Here is a 23,470-nt window from a genome sequence, read left to right as displayed (position 1 = left end):
AATGAACAATTTAGAAAAAAAGATGTTGGAAACCTTGCAAGATTTAAAAGCCAATCACCACGTGATCGGCGTTAAGGCTGAGTTTGAGGCCGAGGGTACACGTATGGAAGAAGCCTTACGGTTAAAAGAAGTGGTAACCAAGGCCGGGCTGGATTTAACTATTAAAATAGGCGGTTGTGAAGCCCTAAAAGATATGTACGATGCCCGCACTATTGGCGTAAACGCCATCGTTGCGCCGATGATCGAATCCCCTTACGCAGTAAAAAAATACCTGCAAGCCACGCGGATGGCTTTCCCAGAAGAGGAACGTCAAAACATAAAATTTTTAATTAATATCGAAACGCAGTATGGGTTCCGATATTTAGAGGAAATTTTGAGCGGCGAATCGGCAAAAGATTTGACAGGTATCGTTATGGGCAGAACTGACATGACAGGCTCTTTGGGCATGAGCAAAGATGACATTAACCATGAAGACATTTTAAAACTAGCCCAAGAAATCGCCCGGCTGACGCTTAAATATAAGAAAGAGTTGGTCATCGGCGGTGGGGTGTCTGCCCTATCTTTGCCGTTTTTCAAACGTTTGCCCGAGGGCGCTCTAAACCGTTTTGAAACAAGAAAGGTTATCTTCGACGCGCAAGCCGCGCTACGCGATCCCCACTCCGACAAAGGCATTTTAAAAGCCGTGGGTTTTGAAATTATGTGGATCAAAAACAAACAAAATTTTTACGGAAATATCGCGCTTGAAGACAACCAAAGAATCTTAGTGTTGGAATCTCGGTATAAAAAATCCATTCAAGAGGTGGGCGGATTTGTTGAAGTATAATTGCTTTATTTTTGATTTAGACGGAACCATCTATTTTGGCGATACACTAGCACCGCGAGCTAATGAGGTCATCCGAGGTGTGCGAAAAACAGGCGCGAACCTGTTTTTCGTGACCAACAATTCTGCGAAAACGCGCCACCAACTGTATGAAAAGCTGCTTCATATGGGAGTCGATATCCAGGAAGATGAATTGATAAATTCCGGGTACGCAATCGGCAAATACTTGCAAAAACGCGGTTTTAAGCGGGTGCTTTGTGTCGGAACAGAAGATTTGAAACAGGAAATCGCTAAATTGGGAATAGTCCAATCTTCCGACCACGCGGAGGCAGTTGTGGTGGGATACAATAAGGATTTTAGACTGGACGACTTGACTCCGCTCATCCCTTTAAAAGATGAAAATTGTGAGTTGATTATCGCCAATCTTGAGCATTCTTATCCGATCTCGAACGGCAAGATGGTTCCTGGGGCCGGGCCAATTGTTGCCGCCGTGGAGATGATATTAAATAAAAAGTTTGACCAATGTATTGGAAAGCCCAACCCCTTGATGTTGGAACTTGTTCTGGATGGATTGGGCATATCGCCCGAAATGGTATGTGTGGTGGGGGATAGTTACTCAAGCGACGTGCGACTGGCTAAAAACTACGGGGCGGACGCCGTGCTGATTTCCGACTACTCCCAGCCAGAGCCAGGCGTTTGGGTAATAAAAAAATTGGAAGATTTATTGGAAGGATTTTATGATTAAATTATCGGATTTTATCGCTAAAAGACTAAAAGAAGTTTACCACATCCGGCATTTGTTTATGGTGTCGGGCGGTGGGGCTATGCATTTAAATGACAGTTTTGGGAAATATATCCCGTATATTTGTAATCATCACGAACAAGCCTGTGCAATTGGCGCCGAGGGATACGCCCGGCTACACCAGGAGTTAGCAGTCGTCAATGTAACAACGGGTCCGGGAGGACTTAACTGTTTAAACGGAGTGTTCGGCCAATGGACAGACAGCGTACCCGTATTATATATCTCGGGGCAGGTTAAGCAAACCACCACGCTGGCCAGTTGTCCCAATCTGCCACTTCGACAACTGGGGGACCAGGAAGTGGATATCATTTCGTGCGTCAAACCATTGACGAAATATGCGGTCACTTTGGCTGATGCGCACGATGTGGAATATGTACTAGACAAAGCCGTCTATTTGGCGACGCATGGACGACCCGGCCCTGTGTGGATAGACGTGCCGCTTAATTTACAGGCCGCCCTTATCGATGAAACAGCTCTTCGAAAATATAATTTCAAAGAAGACGAACTCGTACTACCGTCCGATGAGAAAGAATGGTTTGCGTTGACCAACGAGTGGCACCGCGCTCGCCGGCCAGTTATCATTGCTGGACACGGCATTACTTTGGCAAAAGCTAAACGGGAATTTTTAGAATTGGTCAAAAAATTAAATGTTCCCATTGTTACCACTATGAATGGTTTCGATACGGTAGCGCAGGATAATGAAAATTTCGTTGCCCGAATTGGAACAGTAGCGAATCGAGCCGGAAATTTTGCGTTGCAAAACGCGGATTTCGTTTTATCCATTGGGTCGCGCAATAATATCCGACAGGTCAGTTATAATTGGGAAAATTTCGCGAAGAACGCGGTCTTGGCGTCCATTGATATTGATAAGGCCGAATTGGACAAACCTACGGTAAAACCAACAATTAAAATTCACTCAGATGTCAAAACTTTCCTACAAAAGGCACTGACTATTTTGTCTCCCTCTGATTGTCCCAAATGGCGAGCGTTTTGCCGACAGTTGAAAGAAAAATATCCTCCCCTGACGGAAGCTCCTAGGGTTGGGCATCATCCGATAGAACCGTATTATTTTATTAAAAAACTTACCGAACAATTTTCCGAAAATGAAGTGGTCGTCGGTTCCAATGGTACAGCTTTTTTACTTCCGTTCCAGGTGGGAAAGGTAAAAAAGAACCAACGCTATATTTGGAATAGTGGGGATGCTTCTATGGGTTACGGCCTGCCCGCAGCGATAGGAGCTTGTTTTGCCAATGATAAACGACGCACAGTCTGTTTGGAAGGGGACGGCTCAATTATGATGAATGTGCAGGAACTGCAAACGCTTAAACACTACGATTTACCTGTTAAATTGTTCGTGCTGAACAACAACGGCTATATTTCCATCCAGCAAACTCAAAAGAATTTCTTTGACGGCAGAATGACCGCTTGTACCGTGGAAACGGGCGTTTCGTGCCCTGATTACATTAAATTGGGCAATGCGTTCGGGCTTAAAACCGTCAAAATAGACAATCTGAAAAATTTAGAAGAACAAATCCGGAAAGTGCTAGAAACGCCCGGCCCCGTGTTGTGCGAGGTAATGTTAACCCCTGGATATACCTTTGCGCCGAAACTTTCCGCGCGCAAACTGCCTGACGGCACAATGATTAGCCCGTCCCTGGAAGATATGTATCCGTTCCTGGACCGCAAAGAAATGGAAGAAAATACTATTAAATGAAAACCATTATCCTTACCGGTGGAACCGGCTATCTTGGCAGACATTTATCGTCCGCTTTGGAGACGAAGGGATACCACGTTTTATGCTTGCGCCGCGCCTTTTCAGACGAACAAGCCGAAGCGTTATTTACCCAGCAACCCGTATTTGCCGTTATCCATTTGGACACCTGTTATGGAAGAAATGGGGAGAGTATGGCTGAACTAACGGAGGGGAACTTGCTCTTTCCGTTAAAGGTTCTCCACCTTGCCATAAAACATAAAGTAAAAGCCTTCCTAAATACGGATACGATTTTAACGCGTTTTCTTAATCCGTACGCGCTGTCTAAGGCGCAATTTGCGGAGTGGCTAAAACTATCAGCCGATAACATTACGGCGGTAAATATCCGGCTGGACCATTTTTATGGGCCGTTTGATACTCCTAATAAGTTTATTGCGTTTCTATTTAAAAGTTTTCGCGAAAATGTGCCCGAATTAAACCTAACGGAAGGCGCACAAACGCGTGATTTTACCTATATTGACGATGTGGTAAACGCATATTTGTGTATTTTAAAACACACGGACGAATTTCCGCGCGGAAAGGTAACCGCCTTTGAGGTGGGCACCAACCGCAAAACAAGCATAAAAGATTTAGTCTTACTGGTTCAGCAAGCCTGCGGCAACACCACTACGCGCCTAAACTTTGGCGCTGTGCCTTACCGCAAGAACGAGCAACTGGACTACGAAGTGGATACAGCCGCGTTGAAAGCCTTGGGCTGGCAAGCGCGCGTATCCCTGCAAGACGGTTTAAACAAAATAGCACAAGAGGAGAAAAAATGAAATATTTAATTACAGGCGGTTGCGGTTTTTTGGGTTCTAATATTGCTTCGGCGTTACTGGCCGAAAAGCAGGACGTATATATTATTGATAATTTATCCCGTGTGGGTTCGGATAAAAATTTAGCGTGGCTCCAAGAGCAGGGCTCTTTCCGCTTTGCCAAGTTAAACACTTGGGATTTTCAGGCCGTAAGCAATTTTATTAAAGAGGTCCAGCCGGACATTATTTTCCACCTGGCCGGGCAAGTGGCTATGACTACGTCTATCGCTAATCCGCGCCTGGACTTTGAAACCAACACCTTGGGCACCTTTAACGTATTGGAAAGCGTCCGCCAGTTTGCGCCGCATTGCGGAGTTATTTATTCCTCCACTAATAAAGTGTACGGAGATTTGGAGCAATATACTTATATTGAAAAGGAAACCCGCTATATTTGCGAGCAATACCCGAACGGTTTTGACGAAAAAATCACCTTGGATTTTCACTCCCCGTATGGTTGCTCTAAGGGGGCGGCCGACCAGTATATGCTGGACTATTCCCGCATTTTCGGCTTAAAAACCGCGGTCTTCCGCCACTCGTCTATGTACGGCAGCCGCCAGTTTGGCACCTTTGACCAAGGGTGGATTAGTTGGTTCTGCCAACAGGCCGTTAATACGGTAAAAGACCCCGCCACGCGCTTCACTATCTCCGGCAACGGCAAGCAGGTGCGCGATGTGTTGCACGCCGACGATATGGTCGCGCTGTATCTTTCCGCGGCAAAACATATTAACGAAATTAAAGGCCAGGCCTTTAACATTGGCGGCGGGATGCAAAACAGTTTATCTCTGCTGGAACTTTTTGCCTTTTTGGAAAAAGAACTTAACATCAAATTACACTATACGCAACTGCCCCCGCGCGAAAGCGACCAAAAGATTTTTGTGGCCGATATTGCCAAAGCCTCGCGCCTGTTAAACTGGACCCCGAAAGTAGATAAAGAGTCCGGCATCCGCCGTATGTTAGAGTGGGTAAAAAACTCCTAAAAGGGTTTTAATATGGAATTAGAAAAACAGTTACAAATCGTACTGATTACCTTTAACCGCAAGGCGGAGTTGGAACGCACCTTAAAAACCCTGCTGGCGGACAACAGTCCCGTTAAAGAGTGTGATATCACGGTGCTGGATAACCGCTCCACAGACGGTTCGGATAAGGTAATTGAGGCCTTTGCCGCGCTTCACTCCAACCTGCACAACCGTTGCAACAAATACAATATTGGCCTAGGCGGGAACCTGATAAAGGCAATGGAACTGGCGGATAAAAAGTATCTGTGGATTTTGTGCGACGATGATTTTTTTGACTGGACCCACTGGTCCGAAATTGAACAGGCCATTAACAATGAATATGACCTGATTATGACCAGTTGGGCGGAAAAGGTGCAAAATCCGTCTATCCCGTATATTCTAAATAACTTAGGGTTTGTGCCCTCCGGCATTTACCACACCAAGCATATCACGGACCTGACAATGCAAAACGCCTACGCAATGGCTTATAATTTATTCCCTTTCCACGCTATGGGGATTAAAATTATCAACGAAAAAGGCCGTATTTTTATACCGCACGGGAAAATAGTCATCCAGTCCGAAGCGCCCAAAAGCCATAAGGTTAAAAAATTGCGCCCGGGATTGTTCTACCAATGGAACAAATTTAATTTGTTGTGGGGATATGTGGATTCCTATAATTTAATTGAGGATAAACAACTCCGCCACGCCTGCTGTAATGCACTGGTATTGGATAAATCTTTCCTCTATTCTATGCGTAATTTCTTGTCCACAAAGCCCTTTTGCTGGCACCACTTTTGGGATATTTTTTGCACGGTTTCTTTAAAGCAAAAATTTATTTTGTTATGGGCGTTATTGTGGCCCGTTTATTTTTACAGAACAGAGCGCGGAATTAATATTAAGTTTTTCTTTCTAAAAACGAAGGTATTTCCGTTGCCGGAGCAAAAACAATGAACCTAGCCGAACGGTTGGAAATCATTATTCCGACGTATAACCGCAAAGAATATTTGCGCAGTACGCTTGCGGCCTTGACAGCCGAGGCCAGTCCTGTCAAAAATTGTTCCATTACCGTACTAGACAACGCTTCTACGGACGGCACGAGCGAACTGCTGGCGAAGTTTGCCCGCCAATTTCCCAATATTAAACCCTTGCGCAACACCCGCAATATCGGCGGAAATGCAAACATTGCACGCTGTTTTGAACTGGCTGCAAAAGAATACTTTTGGGTTCTCGCGGATGATGACGAGTACGACTGGAACGGTTGGGCCGAAGTGGAACAGGCTATGCAAGATAAGCAGGCGCTTATTATTGTAAACCACGAGATTTTGCCGCAAAACGCACAGCCTATACCCGCTAATTTAATGCGCCTTTTAACCTTTGTGCCGTCCGCCATCCACCGTGCCGATACGATTACGCCCGAAGCCCTGATTAACATTTATTACAATATTCCTACTTGGTTCCCGCAACTGGCCGCAGTAGCCGAAGTGTTTAACAAAAATTTGCCCTACCGTATGGTATCCCAAAATATCGTTTTGTGCGGAAAAAACACGAACCACCAAGGGCTTGAATACCACCGCCGGACCGAAGAATTAGACGACCCGTTCCGCTTGGCATATTTTGAGGTAAACTACCTAAAAGCCTTGGGCGTGTTAAAGGATAAAAAAATGCGCGCGGCGGCCTGTGAGCAATTTTTAGGCCGCAAAAAATCCTTCTTTTTAGCCGTGCAGGAAGCGTTTAAGCAAAATATGATTGAGTACGACCATTATTTGGGCAATTATACGGCCCCGCTTGCCGTGCTTTCCAACTGGCAGCGCGTGCGTTTTGTATTGGCGATTTTGTGCAATTATCTACTGTTCTTTTTGCTCTATCCCAAATACGCCCGCAAGCGCAAACGCTTTTTAAAACGTCTGCAAGATTTCCAAAACGGTGAAAAAGTATGAACGAAGAAGAAGCCCGTCTGCTTGCCTTGGAAACGCAAAACGCTAAAAAGCCTGCGGAAAAGGTGCGCCTTTTCCGGGCGGTTCGTAAGGCGGTAAAATACGCTTTTGCTCAGCCTAAAAGCGCCTTAAAAACGTGCCTAAATAAACCGGGGGAAAATACCGCGGCCTTATGTGCAAACGGCGGGTTGGGCGATTTACTGCGTGCAAATGCAATGCTGGCCCAATTTTATAAGGAGTTTCCGCAGTATTCTTTTGATGTATATGTGCATAACCCGGCGTTGGGCCGCTTTCTGTTCGGGACGCTACCCAATGTCCGTACGGTGCATTACGAGCAATTCTTCTACCTCTTTTACCGCCGCTATGCGTTTGCCCTCCACACAATGCAACTAACCCGCATATGGGGGGATAAACTACCCCGGGAATTGGCTGAAAACCGCTTGAAAGTAAAACCGTTTATTGACGATTACGAAGCACACGGAGAACACGTTTGGCACCGCATTTCCCGCTTATCAGCCGCCCAAAATTTAGACTTTATGGACCTTTTGTGCGCCACGGCCGGACTAAAAAAAGCGGGCGATAAAACCGCGCTGTTAAAATTTAGCCAACAAAACCCGCTGAAAGGGAAAAATTACTTTACTTTTTCCACCTCGTCCAATATCCGAGACGGCGTACATACCGCGGCCACCAAATGTTGGCCGCAAGAGCATTGGCGGGAATTAATTGCGCTTATGGCCCAAGCCTATCCCGGTATGCAGGCCGTACAACTGGGCGAACGCAACGCCACGCCTATTCCGGGGGCGGACAGCAACTATTTGGGGCATACCGATTTACAAACAGCCTGCGTTATTTTGCAAGGAGCCAAACTGCATATAGATTGCGACTGCGGACTAATCCACTTTGCGCGGGCCGTACATACCCCGTGTGTGGCGTTATTCGGCCCCACTCCTGCGGACTTTGTGGGCTACCAAACAAACTGCAATTTATCGGCCCCCTATTGCGGCAACTGCTGGCACGTTACGGATGATTGGCACAAAAAGTGCCCACTTGGGTTTGCCTGCGCCAAATGTATGTATTCACTTACCCCAAAACAAGTATTTGAGGCAGTGGAAGCATTACTTAAAAGGGAGCCGTAAACTAGGTATGTGGGCGCAGATTAGGGAGTTTTGGCTAAAAGAAATTACGCCGGGAACACGGGTGAAACGCTTTTGCGGGGTGTTGCTCGCCGGGATGGGGCTTGCCCTCGCGGTCAGCGCGGTAAACCTGCTTTTGCACCGCGCGTATTACCCGTATGTTACTTTCCTGTTTGACCCGCGCTACCGCTTTAATGATTTTTACGACACCTTGCAAATCGCCCTCGGCGAGCAGAACGGCAATTATTTTCCGTTCTTTGTATGGGCCTTACAGGGGCTCAAATTTCTGCCGGAAAAAGTATCGCTCTATACAATGTTAGCGGGGGGAACCGTCCTGTATTTTTCCCTTGCCTGCCGGGCGTTTTCGTTCCTCAAACAAAAATGGTCCGCCGCCGCTATTTTTACCCTGTGCTCCTTTCCGCTCCTCTTTGCGCTGGACCGCGCCAATACGGAAATTATTTTGTTTGCCGTCTGCGCCGCTTTTCTGCTGTGCTACCGGGCCAAACGCTTTTGGTGGGCGGCCCTGCTGTTAGCCCTAGCCATCAATATGAAACTTTATCCCGCCGTCTTCCTCGTGCTTTTTATGGCAGATAAACGCTCCAAGGCACTGGCCGGGACGGTGCTGTTTAGCGGAGTTTTGCTGGCGGTGGGGAAATTAAGCGGATTTGGGTTTGACTCCTCCGGGTTTGCCGGGTTCAACCTCTGGCACCAATTAATGCCTTTGGGGTTGCAGTTTTCCCACTCGTTTTTTAATCTAATCTGCCTTCCCGTTTTTCTGCTGACACAAGTCCAAGGTTCGCCCGAAAGTTGGGAAGCCTTGCTGTGGTTTTCCCGCCAAACGATGCCCTATTATGCGGTGTTTGCCCTGGGCTTTTTTGCGTTTGCCAGCGCCTATACGCTGTTTATAAACCACCGTTTGGCGCGCGCCGCCCTGCTGCTAACGCTTGGCGAAGTGTTTTTGCCGTTTGTATCGTATGATTATACCCTTATCCAACTGGCTCTGCCCGCACTGCTCCTTTTAAAAGACCCGCAGGAAAAAGCCGATAATTTAACGGTTTTCTTGCTTGCTCTTTTGTTCGTGCCGATGAACCTGATTAGCCATTGTTTCTTATATTCGTACTTTGATTTTGTGATGAATTTGGGCTCCTTTTTGCGGCCTGTAATCAGCCTGGTGCTACTGGTGCATTTAATGCGGGATTTTTCCTTTGCTAGCCTAATACAAGGCATAAAAAAGTATTATGGGCCCAAGGCGAAATAGGCCCTTTGGCCCTTGTTAGCGCCGGACACAAGTGTTAGAATATAAGTATGAAAAAATATACCTTTTTAACTTTTGCTTTTTTACTGACTGTGTTAGTGCCCGCTTCGGCGGAGGCACAGGTACCGGCGGTTAGCCGCGGGGCCCGCGCCGCAACCCAAGTGTCTAAGGCCTCGGCAAAAGCCGTCAGCCGCTTGCCTTCCGCCGCCTTGCCGACTAATGTAAAAATTCCCTCGGCGGTTACTTTCCCTACGGTCCCGGTTGTACCGTCCACCCCGGCTTTGCCCCGCGTCGCGCCGACGGTCCCGGCTAATGTTTCCGGGGTTTCCAGCAAGTCCCAATTACAAGAAGCCCTTTCCAAACTCCAACAGTTACAGCAGGAAAACCTGCGCCTTAAAAATATTCTGGCTACCGAAGTTATCCCGAAAGACGCCTATATCTTTCAGGCGGTAGAATCGGAAAAGGCGGCTACCAGTTTGAACGGTACGAACATTTTTTCCGGCACCGTGGTTTCTATCCCCTATAACGGCAAGAACGAAGTTTATGGCGTCATTGCCACGCACGCGATTGCCACCTCGTCCGGCGAAAAAGATGCCTTGCATAAAACCTTTACCGCCATTGTTTATAAAAACGGCTTGCCGCACGAGGCTACCGTAGAAGTGGTGGCCTATTCGCCCAAAAGTATGCTGGATATGGCGTTAGTCAAATTCCCGGCGGATATTGAGCCCCTTTTGGCTCCTTATTCCATTAGTGCGGGAGCGCCCTATTTGCAGGATAATCTGCTATCCAAAGGCTTTACGCACTCTTCCGCGGCCGCTATCCCGGAACGCCAAGTGGTGGGGGTAACGCCGATTTCTATCCGCACGACGATTTCTATGCCGGCTGAAAAACGCCCCGGCCTGTGCGGCAGTGCGGTGTTAAACGATAAGGGGGAACTGGTAGGCATCCACACGGGAAGCGTCCATAATGCCGAAGACCCCGGCAAGGATGTTGCCTACGCCACGCACGCGCATTATCTTTATAAATTGGTGGAAGCCTATCACAACAACGGCGTAGCCAAAATTCCCTTTTATTTTGACGATAAGCCCATTTTTGATATGGATATTGACGAATATCTGACGGCTGGCTCCTTGCTGGACGAAAACAAAAAAGCCATTAAAAACCTGACGTTTGAAAGCAAATTTTCATACAGCAAAATCAAAAAAGCGATTGCGGATAAGCCCGAAGGCCGCTATTTGCAATTAACCACGCGCCGCGCGCTGTGGGACAAAGATGGGCAGGCTCTTATTGAAGGGCGCACCAGTTCCGACCACAGCATTAAAACGACGTATGTTTACGATTTGCAGGAACATAAATTAATTAAAAAACGGCAAGCGGTATATAATCCCGCTACCAGAAGAGTTGATAAAATTGATGTGCCGCTTGACTAACCCTATTTAACAGGGTACACGAACGGCTCAAAAAATAGTAAAATATTTACAGAAGTAAAAAATCTATGGAGGGTGTAAACAGTATGATTAAAGTTGGTATTAACGGTTTTGGCCGCATCGGTCGCTTCGTATTCCGCGCGGCGCAAGAACGCAAAGATATTGAAATCGTAGGCATCAACGACTTGTGCCCGGTTGACTATTTGGCTTATATGCTCAAATACGATACGATGCACGGCAAATTTAACGGTACCGTGGAAGCGGACGTTGAAAAATCCGAACTCATCGTCAACGGCAAAAGAATTCGCGTAACCGCTTGCAAAAACCCCGAAGAATTGGCTTGGGATAAAGTGGGCGCCGAATATGTAGTAGAATCCACCGGTTTGTTCCTTACCCAGGAAAAAGCGCAGGCCCACATTAAAGCCGGCGCCAAATATGTGGTAATGTCTGCTCCGTCCAAAGACGCTACCCCGATGTTCGTAGTCGGCGTAAACGAAAAAACCTACAAAAAAGGCACCCAATTCGTTTCCAACGCTTCCTGCACCACGAACTGCTTGGCCCCTATCGCCAAAGTTTTGAACGACAAGTTCGGTATTAAAGAAGGTTTGATGACCACCGTACACTCCACCACCGCCACCCAGAAAACGGTTGACGGTCCTTCTATGAAGGATTGGAGAGGCGGTCGTGCCGCTTCCGGCAACATCATCCCGTCTTCCACCGGCGCTGCCAAAGCCGTAGGTAAAGTAATTCCTGAACTGAACGGCAAATTGACCGGTATGTCTATGCGCGTGCCGACCTTGGACGTGTCCGTGGTTGACCTCACCGTAAACTTGGCTAAACCGGCCACCTACGAAGAAATCTGCAAAGCGATGAAGGAAGCCTCCGAAGGCGAACTCAAAGGTATTTTGGGTTACACCGACGAATCCGTCGTGTCTTCCGACTTCTTGGGCTGCCCGCTTACGTCTATCTTTGACGCCAAAGCCGGTATCGCTTTGACCGACACATTTGTGAAAGTCGTATCTTGGTACGATAACGAAATCGGCTACTCCAACAAAGTGCTTGATTTGATCGCCCATATGGCTTCCGTGAACAAATAATCTTATTTGTTACAAGAGAGGGTTCCCGTAAGGGGGCCCTCTTTTTTATGTAAAACACCGCTTGTACGGTTAGGTAATAATTTATGCTAAAAAAAATGTTGATGTGTGCTGTACTCGCTTTAACGGCTTTTGCCTGCACCCAAGCGCCCGCCATTGAGGGAACTTGGGTCCAGCCTATTCCCGGCTTATCCTCGGGCGAAATGCAAGGCATAACGCTTGAAAAAGGGGGGAAAGCCTCGTCCGTAAATATGGCTACCCTAACGTACGAAACGTGGAGCCAAAACGGGAATACGCTCGTTCTTACGGGCAAAAGTTTAGGCAACGGCCAAACGATTGAGGTAAATTTGCAGTATAATATTAAAGAGTTGACGGATGATACCTTGGTACTGTCTGCCGACGGAGAAGAGACGCAAATTTTCACGCGGCAAAAATAAAGTTGCGAGAAAAAATAAAAAATTGTTGCAATTTTTTTAAAAATAATATACACTATCTGTATCTATGAAAAGCAAAAACCTTTGGACTATGATTTCTATTTCCAATCCCGCTTCTGAAAAGAAGACGGCCGTTTTTGCTTCCGGTCTATTTAATCTATTTTCTATGATGTCTCTATGCTCCATTATTAAAAATAGATATTTGAGTCCGGAACCAGTAGTATTGTAATTATATTTTTATTTTTTCAAACCCCGGACTATTTAAAAAGTCCGGGGTTTTATTTTTTAGAAAATTTACTCAACATAAAAGGATAAAACAAAATGAAATACATAAACATACTTCTCGCTACGCTCCTCTGTGCGGCTACCGCGCCTTATGTACAGGCGCAGAGGCTTCCTGTAAAGCCTACGAAAATAAAGGTCTTAAAATTGCCTGTGGGTACCATCCCCAAAGGGGCTGTACCGGGCATTAAAGTAAAAGTGCCTTATACCAATCCGCAATTTAAGGCCAAGGTAATCCAACTGCCCGTTGCGCAGTTAAGAGTTGCCGTGGATAAAAAAGCGCGCGATATCCAGCACCAATTAGCCTTGCAACGCGCCGCCGGGATTACCCCGCAACAGGTTTGGATTAATGACGTTGAAACGCACCGCGCCGCCATTTTGGCTTCTTACCATTTGCCGCAGAACTATATTGAAGGCTTTTATATGCGCCGCATTGACCCGTACAGAAGCAGACCGGAGCAAATTTATCATCCGGATAAAAATTCCGACAAAGTGCTTTACCGTGGGATGATTATCACGCCGGAAGAATTGACGGCTATTTTAAAGAAAGGTTTTTCGCCCAAGGATTCCACTTGGAATACGGGAACCGATGAAAGGGGGGCGGCGGTTAGTTTGTCCTCTTCGTACAACGAAGCCAGCCACTATATCTTTCAAAGCGGATATAAAAAAGATGGAATTGGTGTGGTGTTTGTTGTCAAACGCAAACCGACAATGGAACTTGGCAAAGATCCCGAGTTGAACTCCACCAAGACCATTTATTATTCGTACGAAGATATCCCGGCATCGGACATTTTGGATGTCTATATCCACGGGGAATACGGCCCGGAATCGCTGAGCCAAATCGTGGAGAAAATAAACGCCGGAACCACCCGTCCGCATACCAGTTGGACCAACCAATTTGACAGAGGCGGCTTTCTCCGCTAATGACAAGAGATATATAAAAAGCCCCGGCTAATAACCGGGGTTTTTTATGGGTAAACTTACCATTTACTTGGCTTCTTTAAAAATGTGGCTAAATGATAACGACACACCTACATAAATATTTTCGCCACGGGTGCCAAAGTATTTGGCCTGCGCCGTGTAGTAACTGATAAACGGCGCCAAATATAAGTTTTTGTAGAGTTCCACTTCCAAGCGCGCATCAGCCGTAAATTCGTAATCTAAGTCTGTCGGGCGCTTTTCCGATTCGCTTAAATAATCGCGGAACAGGGCGGAATATTTGGCCGTTACGCCCTCGCGCACGGGCTGCTCAATTTTAAAACCCGCTTCCCAAGCCAATTTGGTGGAATTGGGGCTGTAAGTAAAATCGCGCTCGCCCACCACCGCGGCAAACAAACTCTTTAAGTATCTGCCTTCAAACATTTTTACGCCGGCCGTGCCGCGCAAAATGCGGGTGCGGGGGGCATTGTCGGGCTTGGTAAATTCGGTTTCGTAGCCCAAGTTAGCAAACGGGCCCGCTTCAAAACCGCCCAAAAAGTTTTCCACCTTCCACAAGCGTTGGGTGTAGCCCGTGGTGAACAAAATTTTGTCGGCGTTTTCGTTGGTTAAGGTTTCGCCTTCCACGGGGCGGATTTTCGTGCGGCCGTAGTCCATTAACAGTTCGTTGGTCCACAAGTAATGCTCGGCGTGGTAGTCGGAAATAGCGTCCAAATTGCCGCGCACGGCGGTTTGGGAGTCGCCGTTTAAGCGCGCGTCGGAAAAGTCTTTATATTCTTGGGCGTGTTTTACTTCGGTGGAAGTTACGTCAAGGGCGATTTTTTTTAGTTCAATCTGCCAGCCCCGTTTGCCGTCCTGCGCGTGCAAAACGCCGCAAAAGGACACCAAGGCAACCAGCAGTAATGCTTTTTGCAAAAGTTTCATAATTCTCCTGGGGATTAATCTTCTAGTTTGTAGCGGATACGCAATTTGCCGTCTTGGTACGACCAACTGACTATTTTAAAATGCCCAATCTCGCGGGTGTTGGTAACGTGCTTGCCAATGCAGGGGCACACGTCATACCCGCCCACGCGCACCAACCGCACGGTGTTCCCGGCTTCGGGCGGCAAGCGGGATAAATCCACGCTTTTTTCCGCCACCTCGCGGGGGAGTTCCTCGGCGGTTACGGGCAGTTGCCCGGCAATCACGTCGTTTACCATATCTTCCACCTCGCGCAACTGTTCCTCCGTCGGGGCCGACGGCAAGAAATAATCACACTTGGATTTATTCTTTTCAATATGGTTGGTTAAACTCCGCTCGCAGCCGAACAGGCGGACCATCGTCTGGTTCAAGATATGTTCGGCGGTGTGCATAGGGGGAAAATAATCTTTTTTAGGCTGCAAAGACGTATCCATACGGTATATTTTAGCGAATTTAAAGGGCGTTTTCAATTTTCTAGTACAATAAACCTATGACAACACGCTCCAAAAATAATAAAATAATAACAGAAGGGGATTTGCCCCTCTCATATAGTTAGATAGAGGAAATAAAATTAAGATTATGCCGAAAAATACTGACTTTTGCAAAATCGTCGCGACCATCGGTCCCGACACCAGCGATGAAAAATCCATTGAAGCCTTGGTAAAAGCCGGCGTTTCCGTGTTCCGCTGCAATTGCAGCCACGGTTCGTTGCCTGAATACCAGGAAAGAGTAACCAACATCCGCAAGATGGAAAAGAAATACAACTGCACTTTGGGTATCTTGTTTGACTTGCAAGGCCCGAAACTCCGCGTTGGCACGTTTAAAGATTACCGCATCCACTTGAAGGAAGGCGACAAATTCCGCTTGGATATGAACCCGGAACCCGGAGACCAGACCCGTGTTTGCCTGCCCCACAAAGAAATTTTTGCCGCTATGAAAGACGGCCTGGAACTTTTGCTTAACGACGGCGTAGTCCGCTTGCGTGTGGATGCCCACACCGCTGATACCGCCGACTGCACCGTTATTGCGGGTGGCGAACTTTCCAACAAAAAAGGCGTAAACGTACCCGGCGTAAAATTGCCGCTTTCCGCGTTGACCGCCAAAGATAAAGAAGATTTGAAAATCGCCGAAATGTTGGGCGCCGATTTCATCGGTTTGTCCTTCGTGCAGGAACCGGAAGACTTGATTGAACTGCGCAGTTTAATGAAATCCAAAGCGCACATCATTTCCAAAATTGAAAAGCCCTCCGCCATTGAACACTTGCGCGAAATCATTGACTTGACCGACGTTGTAATGGTTGCCCGCGGCGACCTGGGTGTTGAAACCAGCCCCGAACTCGTCCCGGTCTTGCAGAAGAAGATTGTTTCCGGCTGCCGCAAAGCGGGCAAACCGGTCATCATTGCTACGCAGATGTTAGAATCTATGATTCACAACGTAATGCCCACCCGCGCCGAAGCCTCCGACGTGGCTACCGCCGTTTACGACGGTGTGGACGCTGTAATGCTTTCTGCCGAAACCGCCCAAGGCGATCACCCAGTGGAAGCCGTTACCACGATGCGCCGCATTATTGAAACCGTAGAAAAAGACCACCGCTACCGCAAAGGCCTTTCCTTGTTGGAACGCAAAAACGATTCCACCAAAGAAGGCGCCATCACCACGGGTGCCGGCATTGTGGCCACCAACTTGGATACGGCCAACGTAATCGTTACGTTCACCGATTCAGGTTCCACCACCTTGCGTGCTTCCCAACAACGTGCCGGCGGCTTGCCGATTTTGGCCCTTACGCCGAACGTAACCACCGCCCGCCAGTTGGCTGTGGTATGGGGTGTAACGCCGATTGTCATTGACAATTTGAAGAACTTTGACGATATGACGCGCGAAGCCAAAAAAGCCGTCATCGCCCAAGGTTTAGCCAAAGAAGGCGACAACGTAGTAGTAACTGCCGGTATTCCGTTTGGTAAAGCCGGTACGACCAATATGCTCTACGTTATGAACATCTAATTAACCATTAGTTGCTTGATACGCCGTCCGCTACCGGGCGGCGTATTTTTTTGCCTAAAAATCTCGTCTGAATAGTAATATCGTTAGGGAAATTAAATGTTATAAGCCCGTCCGCCGCCAAATAGCCGTAAGTGGTATCTTTTATAGATAGCGACTTAAATACCACGCTAATGGGCATTTTTACGCAAAGGAAGGCTATCCTTTATAAAGTAGGCTCTTGTTTTAAGCGGAGCGCCTTTTTTAGTGGCCAAGAAACCCTTTTAGATAAGCAATAGAAAGCACGCTTAAACGCAAAAACCCCCGGGGTTAGTCCCGGGGGTTTTACTAGAAATAACAGTAAATGTTATTTATTGTGTTCAGCGGCCATAGAGGCGGCTTCCTTCTTCCACGTGGTAGAAATGAAGCCCATTGCGATGATACACGCAATAATGCAGGAGAAGTACACGCCTTTCCAGCCGAAACTCTTGCTGATGTATGCGGCCCCGGTGCTGGACAACATAGCACCGAAGTAGCCGAACATACCCGTAAAGCCGCACGCGGCGGAAACGGATTCCTGTACGGTTACGCGGGACGCCTGTACACCACCAGCGAGGTTCTGCGGACCGTCCACAAAGAAGCCGATGAACGAAGCGAGCAAGGACGTCCAGAAGAAATGGTCCGTACCGGCCACGCAATAAAAGCCCCAGCAGCTGGCGGCCAAAATGACCAAGTAAATAATGTTCATTTGGGTGCAGCGGCCCTGGAAGAATTTATCAGCCAAGTACCCGGCTACGATACCGCCCGGCATACCCAAGAAGGGCATCCATTTCATAGCGGACACAGCGCCGTCGGGCGTAAAGCCGCGTTCCTGGGTCAAGAACATCGTACCCCAGTCCAACGTAGCGAAGCGCACATAGTAAATGAAGATGTACGAAATAGCCAACGCCCAGAGGAACGGGTTTTTAAGCACGTGTTTTTTGAGGATTTCCCAGTGGGAAAGAGAACTCTTTTCCTTCACGGGCATCACGTCGTTTCTATATACTTCAATAGGAGGCAAGCCCACGGTGGTGGGTTTATCGGTCAAGAAGAACATCAGGAAAATGCTGTAACAAATACCCATAAAAGCAGGCACGATGAAAGCCATTTTCCACATATCCAATTTGAGCAGGTAAGAAATCAACACGCCTACAAAGAACGCGCCGAACGTGTGGGAAGAAGACCACAGCGTCCATTTGGTCGCTCTTTCAGAGGGGGAGAACCAGTACACCAAGCCTTTGGCTACCGGAGGGAACCCCATAGACTGAGCCACACCGTTCAAGCCCCAAGCAAACGAGGCCAACGCCACGAGCGGCAAGGTGATGCCCATATTGCCCAAGAAGGCTTGGAATTGCGGCAAGAAGGGGAACGCCAAGTTAATAAGGGAAGATACAAACAGCCCTAAGGCCATTACGCCGCGGATATTGCAGCGGTCTGCCAGCACACCACTTAAAAATTTACCGATACCATAGGTAAGATAAATCGTCGTGCCGATATACCCCAACTGAATTACGTCCAAGCCAAAGTTTTGGCTCAGCGCAGGTTTTACATAATCCAAATTTTTGCGGGTGAAATAAAACAAGGCATAACCAAAGTACATGCCGAAGAACATCTTAATACGCCAGTTACGGTACAAACGCTTAATCTGTGCCTCGTCGGAAATAGGTGTTCCGTCCGGCAAAGGTTTAAGCCAACCAACTAATTTTGCGAACATTCTTGTCTCCTATTTATAATTTAACGTGCAAAAGCCGCACGTCAACACTCTCCGGCGCTGGCTTCCCGCCGGGGCGCTCCCTCGATTAGAAAGTGGACGAGCAGTAATGCAGAAGTTTAAGCAAATCATTTGCTTACATATCAATTATAACATATATAGGGTGTATAAAATCAAGTGTTTTTTCGTCGGGGAAAAAGATTTTTTCCGCGCGTTTTTTTTAGTTTTTTCGGACGCCCTTTTTTGAGCCTTTCCCCCGCGTCTTTTTTGCAAAAAAACCCCGGGCTTTTGGGGCCCGGGGTTTTTTACTTAAAACTTACTTAATGATCCGCAACCGGCATATCCGGATAGCCTTTTAAGACGTCGCGCAACTGTAAAATATCAGCCGCGGTGGTCGGTCCGGCGTTTTCCTGCAACAGGTTGTGGTGTTTATCCAACGTTTTGAGCGCACTGCAAATGCGGTTCAAGCGTTGGGTTTGTTCCAATACGCGGGGGGAATCGGCCGGGTTGAGTTCGGCGTACTGCTGCAACGCGCGTTTGGCTTCGTTCTGGTACTGGATGAACAGTCTGTATGTGCCAGCGGTGGTCGTGCCGTTTTTAATATTGGAGGCCAACTGGTCAATTTCATTGATCAGAACGAACACATCTTCAAAGCGGGCCTTGTCCATCGCTTTAACTTTCTTTTTGGGCATCAATCTGGCATACCACGGTTTGGCGGCTTCGGACACCGCAGGCCCATTATACACGCCTTCCGGCACGTAGGCCAGTTTGGCATCTTTGGCCTTCGTATCAATACCCATTAAGGATTCGGAAAGTTGGGTATATTCGCGGTTAAGCATTACGGACAGGTGGTTTTTCTCCAAAATCACCCCGTAAGACTTTACGATACCCTGCAATTTCTCCAACGAACCCATTACAGTAGAGGCACCTTCCACTTCGCCGATGGCCACCAAGCGGTTGTAAGACTGGGTCATTTGTTTGAGCATATCCGTCATTTTGTGCTCGGAACTCACGCCGTAGTCCACCATTTGTTTTTCCAGTTTGGAAAGCGTACCGTTCACTTCGGACAGGCGTCTGTAAGCGTTCTTTTTGCTGATACCGAACGATTCGGCACTCACTTTGCCCGCTTCAATCGTGTCCGTCGTAATCTTCGGCTTGCGGAACAGGCCCAAGAAGTCCTTGGTCAATCCCCAGTTGCGCGCGGCCAAAATGCTCGCCACTACCGCAGAGTAACCCAAGATAATGCGGTTCATACCCAAGGTAAACGATTCACCCGCGTTACCCGTCAAGGCAGAGATTTGGTTCACCAAATCAAGCGCCCATTGCGGGCCCATATCGGCAAAGCCGAAGGCAATCGCGGAGGCGGTCAAAATACCAATCAAACCGTGGGAGTTAAAGACGGAGTAATCTTTACCCGCCAAACTACCCCAAGTTTTTTCGCGGCGTTCAATGCGTTTTAACTGGGCTTCTTTTTCCGCTTCCGTCAAGGACGCGTTTTCGCGGATAGCCACTTTTTCCTTCTGCATAGCCGCAGAAACCATATTCTGCAAGCGGACGGAGTCCAACTGGCCGGGCACAGCCGTAGCCATATAGTGCAACACGCCAAACCCGGCGGTAGCCAACGCCAACGGGCCCGAGTACGGCATAAGGGCAATCGCACCCGCCGTAGCGGCCAACAGCGGCAGAGAAGCACCCGTCAACTGGTCGTCCGTCATCTTCTTGCTGGAAACCTGTTTAGAGGCAAACTTACGGGTCATAGCCGTGGCGAACATAAAACCGGCCACCAACCATTGACCAACGTCGTTACCCAACACGGCGTTTGCGTCCTGGGAAAGCATCATCAAACTGGCTGCATAACTGGCGTACACCAATTTCACACGGCTGGCGATATCTTTCACGTCGCGCGTATTTCTAAAATTCTGTTTATACAAGGCTTTATCTTCGGCTTCTTCCTTAGCCAGTTGTTCTTTGGAAACTTCCGGCACCTTGGCGGCGGCCTTTTCAGCCGCTTTGCCCGTCGCCTTTACGCCTTTACCCATTTTGTAAATAGGCGTATTGAGGAAGAGCATTTCAGACGCGGCCAACAGCGTAAGGCCGATAGGAACCACAATCGTAAAGTTCAAACCGACCGAGGCCAACAAGCCCGTAGCCGCCGTTAAAGCCAAGCGGGACCATTGTTTATTTTCAGAGAAGTCCAAGTGCGCCGCCGTGCGGGCAACCGGGTTCTTATAGTAGTTAAGTAAGGTCTGAATAGACGTATTAGCCAGACTCGCGCCTAACACCAAGGCCACCGTCGGCAAAGCCAAAGCAGGCAAGGACAGCGTCTTTACATCAATCGTACCATACATTCCAAGGTACACTAAGGCGAAGGTCAAAGCCGCGGCGGCACCGCCGTAAATGGCCTGAATCGTGTTTTTATGGCCGATTTTCGTCATAAGCGGCATCAGTTTAGCAGCCACTAACGGGGTCAAATACCCGATACCGCTGACCAAGTTGGACATCAAGCCAGAGAGTCCAGGCAAGGATTTCAAGGCCGATTTAAACGGACCCGTCAAAGAGGCACCCGCATCGTTACCCACAAACAAAGCGTGCAGGGTCAAGAACTGCTTTAAGGAGTGCGGTTCGTTGAGTTTCAGTTCCAAGTTAAGGCCCGGGTTCTTTTCCAACATATTGGCCATAGCCAACATATCGGTAGAGTTATACGGCGTATCAAGCGGCACCTGTACAGAACCGTTGGCCTGGATTTCTTCCAAAAGTTTGGCAGAGCGTTTGTTCGCGCGTACCGCGGCCAAGTTGCCGGACGGCATTACATATTTCCATTGGCCGGATTCGTCCAAGGCGAGCACGAAACCTTTGGGAATTACCAAGCCCGCTTTTTCGGACAAGCCGAATTTGGACAAAAAGCGACTGTACCAAGAAGCGTGCGGCTGGGACAAAATACCCACCGGGGCACTGCTGAGTTTGCCGGACGCGGAGCGGTAGTAGAACGGAATATTGTTAGAGTAGAAGACGCCTTTTTTGGTTTCCTTACCCGTAGTTCTGTTCTTCGCCACAAAGCCCGTGGGGCGGCAAGAGGAAACGATTAACTTTTCGTTGATATCGGGCATAGAGGGCACGATACCCGCAAAACTTTCGGTTTCCAAGGGCAAAACCGTTACATTATCCCACGCACTGCGAACCTTCTTTTCCCAGTTCGGGTCAGAAGTAATCGTTTCCAATTCTCTTTCAAAGGAGGATTGGGCCGTAGCGTCGGACACCGCGGCAATCGCCGTGTTTAACGATTGGGAAGCGTACAAGTGATACAACGCTTTACCCAATTCTTCGGGGTTTTCTTTCTTAGATTCAATCCAGCGTTGCGTTTCCGCAGGCATTTTGCTGATGGCTTCGTTAAATTTACCTTGGTTGTACAAGGAAACCAACGCCTGTTCTTTATATTTTTGAGAGGCTGCGCTTTCCAAAATGGTGCGCAACTGGGTAGCCAAGGGGTATTCCTTGGATAAAATGTTTAAAGCCGTACTGTTGGCCACGCTTTCGGCGTCGTGCGTAAACCACCCGCGCACGCGGCTGGCGGTTTTGCTCAACCATTTGGGGCTGACGGGGACAACACTGCTATATACCGTGCCGGAATTGGCGGAAGCGGCGGGCGTTTCGGCCACGGCGGCTTCACCTTCCGCGGCGGCAGGCGTGTAAGCCACGTGCAAACCGTCCGGCAAGGTAATGTCGCCCAGTTTTACATCTACTTTCGGAGTAGCGGCACCCGCAGGTTTAGCGGTCGTTTCGGCTACCGGGTCCGCCACAATTTGGCCTTTTTTACCGTTTAAGGCTACCCAATCCGCCGTACCTTTGGCGGAAGCATCCAAGTGGCGCGCGTTTAATTTGCTCCAATAAGTAAGCGCCTTATCCACATTGGGCACCACCTTGGCCGCGTTCATTTCCGCCGCCGTTACGGGCGGGAGCGTTACGGGCAGATTGTTAGCCGTAACATATTGGCTGACGCCGGCCCAGAAATTGCCGTACAGTTTACCGTTAATAGTGGAAAGTTGGGCCAATTTTTCAAGCCCCTCATACGCCTGCAACGTAAGGAGCGAGCGGCCGATGACCACCTCGCTGAATGTTTTTAAGGCTTGGGGGGTTTTGTTATAAGCATCTAATAAAAGGGAGGCGTCCTTGGCGGAACCGTAAAAGCCCAAATCCGCCGCGGCGGCCATTGCCTGGCCCCAATCGGACAAGTCTTTAAGCCCATCGGATTTAGCGGGCAGACGGCCGATATCCGCCATTGTTACGTCTCTGTTTAAAGCGGAAGAAGAACGGTAGTCGCGCAGTACGCGCACATATGTTTCTTTGGCAAGAGTGGCCTGTTTTTGCGTAGTGGCAAAGCCCTTTTCCACCGTTACGCGCGTATAAGCGTTTAACATCAGTTGGTCGTGGGCGGAAGCGGTGCGCTGTACATTAAAAATTTGTTTAAATACGTCGCCCGCATCCTTGGAGGAAAATTCCTTTCCGTCCAACAGGGTGTTGACTTCTTTTAAAGTTTTAGAGGGAACGTCCGCCGCGGCGGCTTTGGCGGCTTCAATGGTTCTGTCCAAGGATACAGATACCTGCGGATTTACGCCGACAGTAGGCACGGCAATTCCGCTGGGAGTAACGGAACCCGGCACCGTAGGCACGGTAACAGTAGGAACAGCAGTTCTAACGGTGGAAGCAGGGGCCTTGACCTTTACCCGGGCACCGGCTCCGGCGCGGGCAGCAGCCGCTTTGCCGGCTTGTTTTCCGGCGGCTTCGGCGGCCTTTTCGGCAGATTTCACCGCTTTGCCGCCATTTTTAGGCACTTTATACAACTGGGCAAAGGAGGGGGTAAAACTCCCGAAGATTAGCGTAAAACTTAAAACTAACGAGATTAATTTATTCATATACTTGTCTCCCAAGAAGTACACTTCTGCTTATATCTTCATACTATCACAAAACCCGACGGATAACAAGGGCCAAAGGTCCCATTTTATATATGGGTCCTTGGGCCTATCTCCGTCGGTAGTGGTGTTCAATTATTATTGTAACACAAATTTTCTGCCGTGTCAGCCCCCGAGAAAGCAAAAACCCCGCCTTTGG

General features: G+C 48.3%; 18 protein-coding genes. 14 read left to right on the top strand and 4 right to left on the bottom strand.

Annotated elements, in window-relative coordinates; all coding sequences use genetic code 11:
* The first annotated feature begins 1 nt into the window (after position 1).
* The 13 genes from ACR0QV_RS01625 to ACR0QV_RS01565 all read left to right on the top strand — a co-directional run bounded on the left by ACR0QV_RS01625 (position 2) and on the right by ACR0QV_RS01565 (position 13,665).
* The gene (locus ACR0QV_RS01625) at positions 2–823 is read left to right on the top strand and encodes an aldolase/citrate lyase family protein (protein ID WP_428049493.1); all 822 of its coding nucleotides are present in this window, start codon (positions 2–4) and stop codon (positions 821–823) included.
* Positions 810–1,565 carry an HAD-IIA family hydrolase gene (locus ACR0QV_RS01620; RefSeq protein WP_432634263.1) on the top strand — a complete coding sequence of 252 codons (756 nt, stop codon included), beginning with the start codon at positions 810–812 and terminating at the stop codon, positions 1,563–1,565. Before ACR0QV_RS01625 ends, ACR0QV_RS01620 begins: the two co-directional genes overlap by 14 nt.
* A complete protein-coding gene (locus tag ACR0QV_RS01615; RefSeq protein WP_432634262.1) occupies positions 1,558–3,336 on the top strand; it encodes a thiamine pyrophosphate-binding protein in 1,779 nt (592 codons plus the stop codon). The genes ACR0QV_RS01620 and ACR0QV_RS01615 overlap by 8 nt, the downstream gene beginning before the upstream one ends.
* Positions 3,333–4,151 carry an NAD-dependent epimerase/dehydratase family protein gene (locus ACR0QV_RS01610; protein ID WP_432634261.1) on the top strand — a complete coding sequence of 273 codons (819 nt, stop codon included), beginning with the start codon at positions 3,333–3,335 and terminating at the stop codon, positions 4,149–4,151. The genes ACR0QV_RS01615 and ACR0QV_RS01610 overlap by 4 nt, the downstream gene beginning before the upstream one ends.
* Complete coding sequence (locus tag ACR0QV_RS01605) at positions 4,148–5,164, top strand: GDP-mannose 4,6-dehydratase (RefSeq protein ID WP_432634260.1); 1,017 nt, start codon at positions 4,148–4,150, stop codon at positions 5,162–5,164. The genes ACR0QV_RS01610 and ACR0QV_RS01605 overlap by 4 nt, the downstream gene beginning before the upstream one ends.
* A 12-nt stretch (positions 5,165–5,176) precedes the next feature.
* On the top strand, positions 5,177–6,133 hold the full coding sequence (locus tag ACR0QV_RS01600) for a glycosyltransferase family 2 protein (RefSeq protein WP_432634259.1): 957 nt from the start codon (positions 5,177–5,179) through the stop codon (positions 6,131–6,133).
* Positions 6,130–7,119, top strand: a complete 990-nt coding sequence (locus ACR0QV_RS01595; protein WP_432634258.1) for a glycosyltransferase family 2 protein — start codon at positions 6,130–6,132, stop codon at positions 7,117–7,119. Before ACR0QV_RS01600 ends, ACR0QV_RS01595 begins: the two co-directional genes overlap by 4 nt.
* A complete protein-coding gene (locus tag ACR0QV_RS01590) occupies positions 7,116–8,252 on the top strand; it encodes a glycosyltransferase family 9 protein (RefSeq protein WP_432634257.1) in 1,137 nt (378 codons plus the stop codon). Before ACR0QV_RS01595 ends, ACR0QV_RS01590 begins: the two co-directional genes overlap by 4 nt.
* 7 nt (positions 8,253–8,259) lie before the next feature.
* Positions 8,260–9,507 (top strand): glycosyltransferase family 87 protein, encoded by a 1,248-nt coding sequence (locus tag ACR0QV_RS01585; protein WP_432634256.1) that lies wholly within the window; start codon positions 8,260–8,262, stop codon positions 9,505–9,507.
* Between the two features lie 47 nt (positions 9,508–9,554).
* Positions 9,555–10,934 carry a hypothetical protein gene (locus ACR0QV_RS01580; protein ID WP_432634255.1) on the top strand — a complete coding sequence of 460 codons (1,380 nt, stop codon included), beginning with the start codon at positions 9,555–9,557 and terminating at the stop codon, positions 10,932–10,934.
* An 83-nt stretch (positions 10,935–11,017) separates the two neighbouring features.
* Positions 11,018–12,028 (top strand): type I glyceraldehyde-3-phosphate dehydrogenase, encoded by a 1,011-nt coding sequence (gap, locus tag ACR0QV_RS01575; RefSeq protein ID WP_432634254.1) that lies wholly within the window; start codon positions 11,018–11,020, stop codon positions 12,026–12,028.
* Positions 12,029–12,111: 83 nt separating this feature from the next.
* The gene (locus ACR0QV_RS01570) at positions 12,112–12,462 is read left to right on the top strand and encodes a lipocalin family protein (protein ID WP_432634253.1); all 351 of its coding nucleotides are present in this window, start codon (positions 12,112–12,114) and stop codon (positions 12,460–12,462) included.
* Positions 12,463–12,780: 318 nt separating this feature from the next.
* On the top strand, positions 12,781–13,665 hold the full coding sequence (locus ACR0QV_RS01565) for a hypothetical protein (protein WP_432634252.1): 885 nt from the start codon (positions 12,781–12,783) through the stop codon (positions 13,663–13,665).
* 63 nt (positions 13,666–13,728) lie between these two features.
* Here the strand turns inward: ACR0QV_RS01565 and ACR0QV_RS01560 are convergent, their stop codons facing one another.
* Both ACR0QV_RS01560 and ACR0QV_RS01555 read right to left on the bottom strand, forming a co-directional pair.
* Positions 13,729–14,601, bottom strand: coding sequence for a hypothetical protein (locus tag ACR0QV_RS01560; protein ID WP_432634251.1), 873 nt, complete (start codon positions 14,599–14,601; stop codon positions 13,729–13,731).
* 14 nt (positions 14,602–14,615) lie between these two features.
* Complete coding sequence (locus ACR0QV_RS01555) at positions 14,616–15,071, bottom strand: hypothetical protein (protein ID WP_432634250.1); 456 nt, start codon at positions 15,069–15,071, stop codon at positions 14,616–14,618.
* Positions 15,072–15,216: 145 nt separating this feature from the next.
* Here ACR0QV_RS01555 and pyk point away from each other — a divergent pair, with 145 nt between their 5' ends.
* A complete protein-coding gene (gene pyk, locus ACR0QV_RS01550) occupies positions 15,217–16,638 on the top strand; it encodes a pyruvate kinase (RefSeq protein WP_432634249.1) in 1,422 nt (473 codons plus the stop codon).
* 343 nt (positions 16,639–16,981) lie between these two features.
* Here the strand turns inward: pyk and ACR0QV_RS01545 are convergent, their stop codons facing one another.
* Positions 16,982–18,367: an MFS transporter gene (locus tag ACR0QV_RS01545; RefSeq protein WP_432634248.1), complete on the bottom strand. Its 1,386-nt coding sequence runs from the start codon at positions 18,365–18,367 to the stop codon at positions 16,982–16,984.
* Positions 18,368–18,684: 317 nt separating this feature from the next.
* Complete coding sequence (locus tag ACR0QV_RS01540) at positions 18,685–23,274, bottom strand: hypothetical protein (RefSeq protein WP_432634247.1); 4,590 nt, start codon at positions 23,272–23,274, stop codon at positions 18,685–18,687.
* Positions 23,275–23,470 lie beyond the last annotated feature (196 nt).

This window comes from Candidatus Avelusimicrobium sp., from assembly GCF_050873505.1.
Lineage (GTDB): Bacteria > Elusimicrobiota > Elusimicrobia > Elusimicrobiales > Elusimicrobiaceae > Avelusimicrobium.
This window is presented reverse-complemented; position numbering and strand designations above follow the sequence as displayed.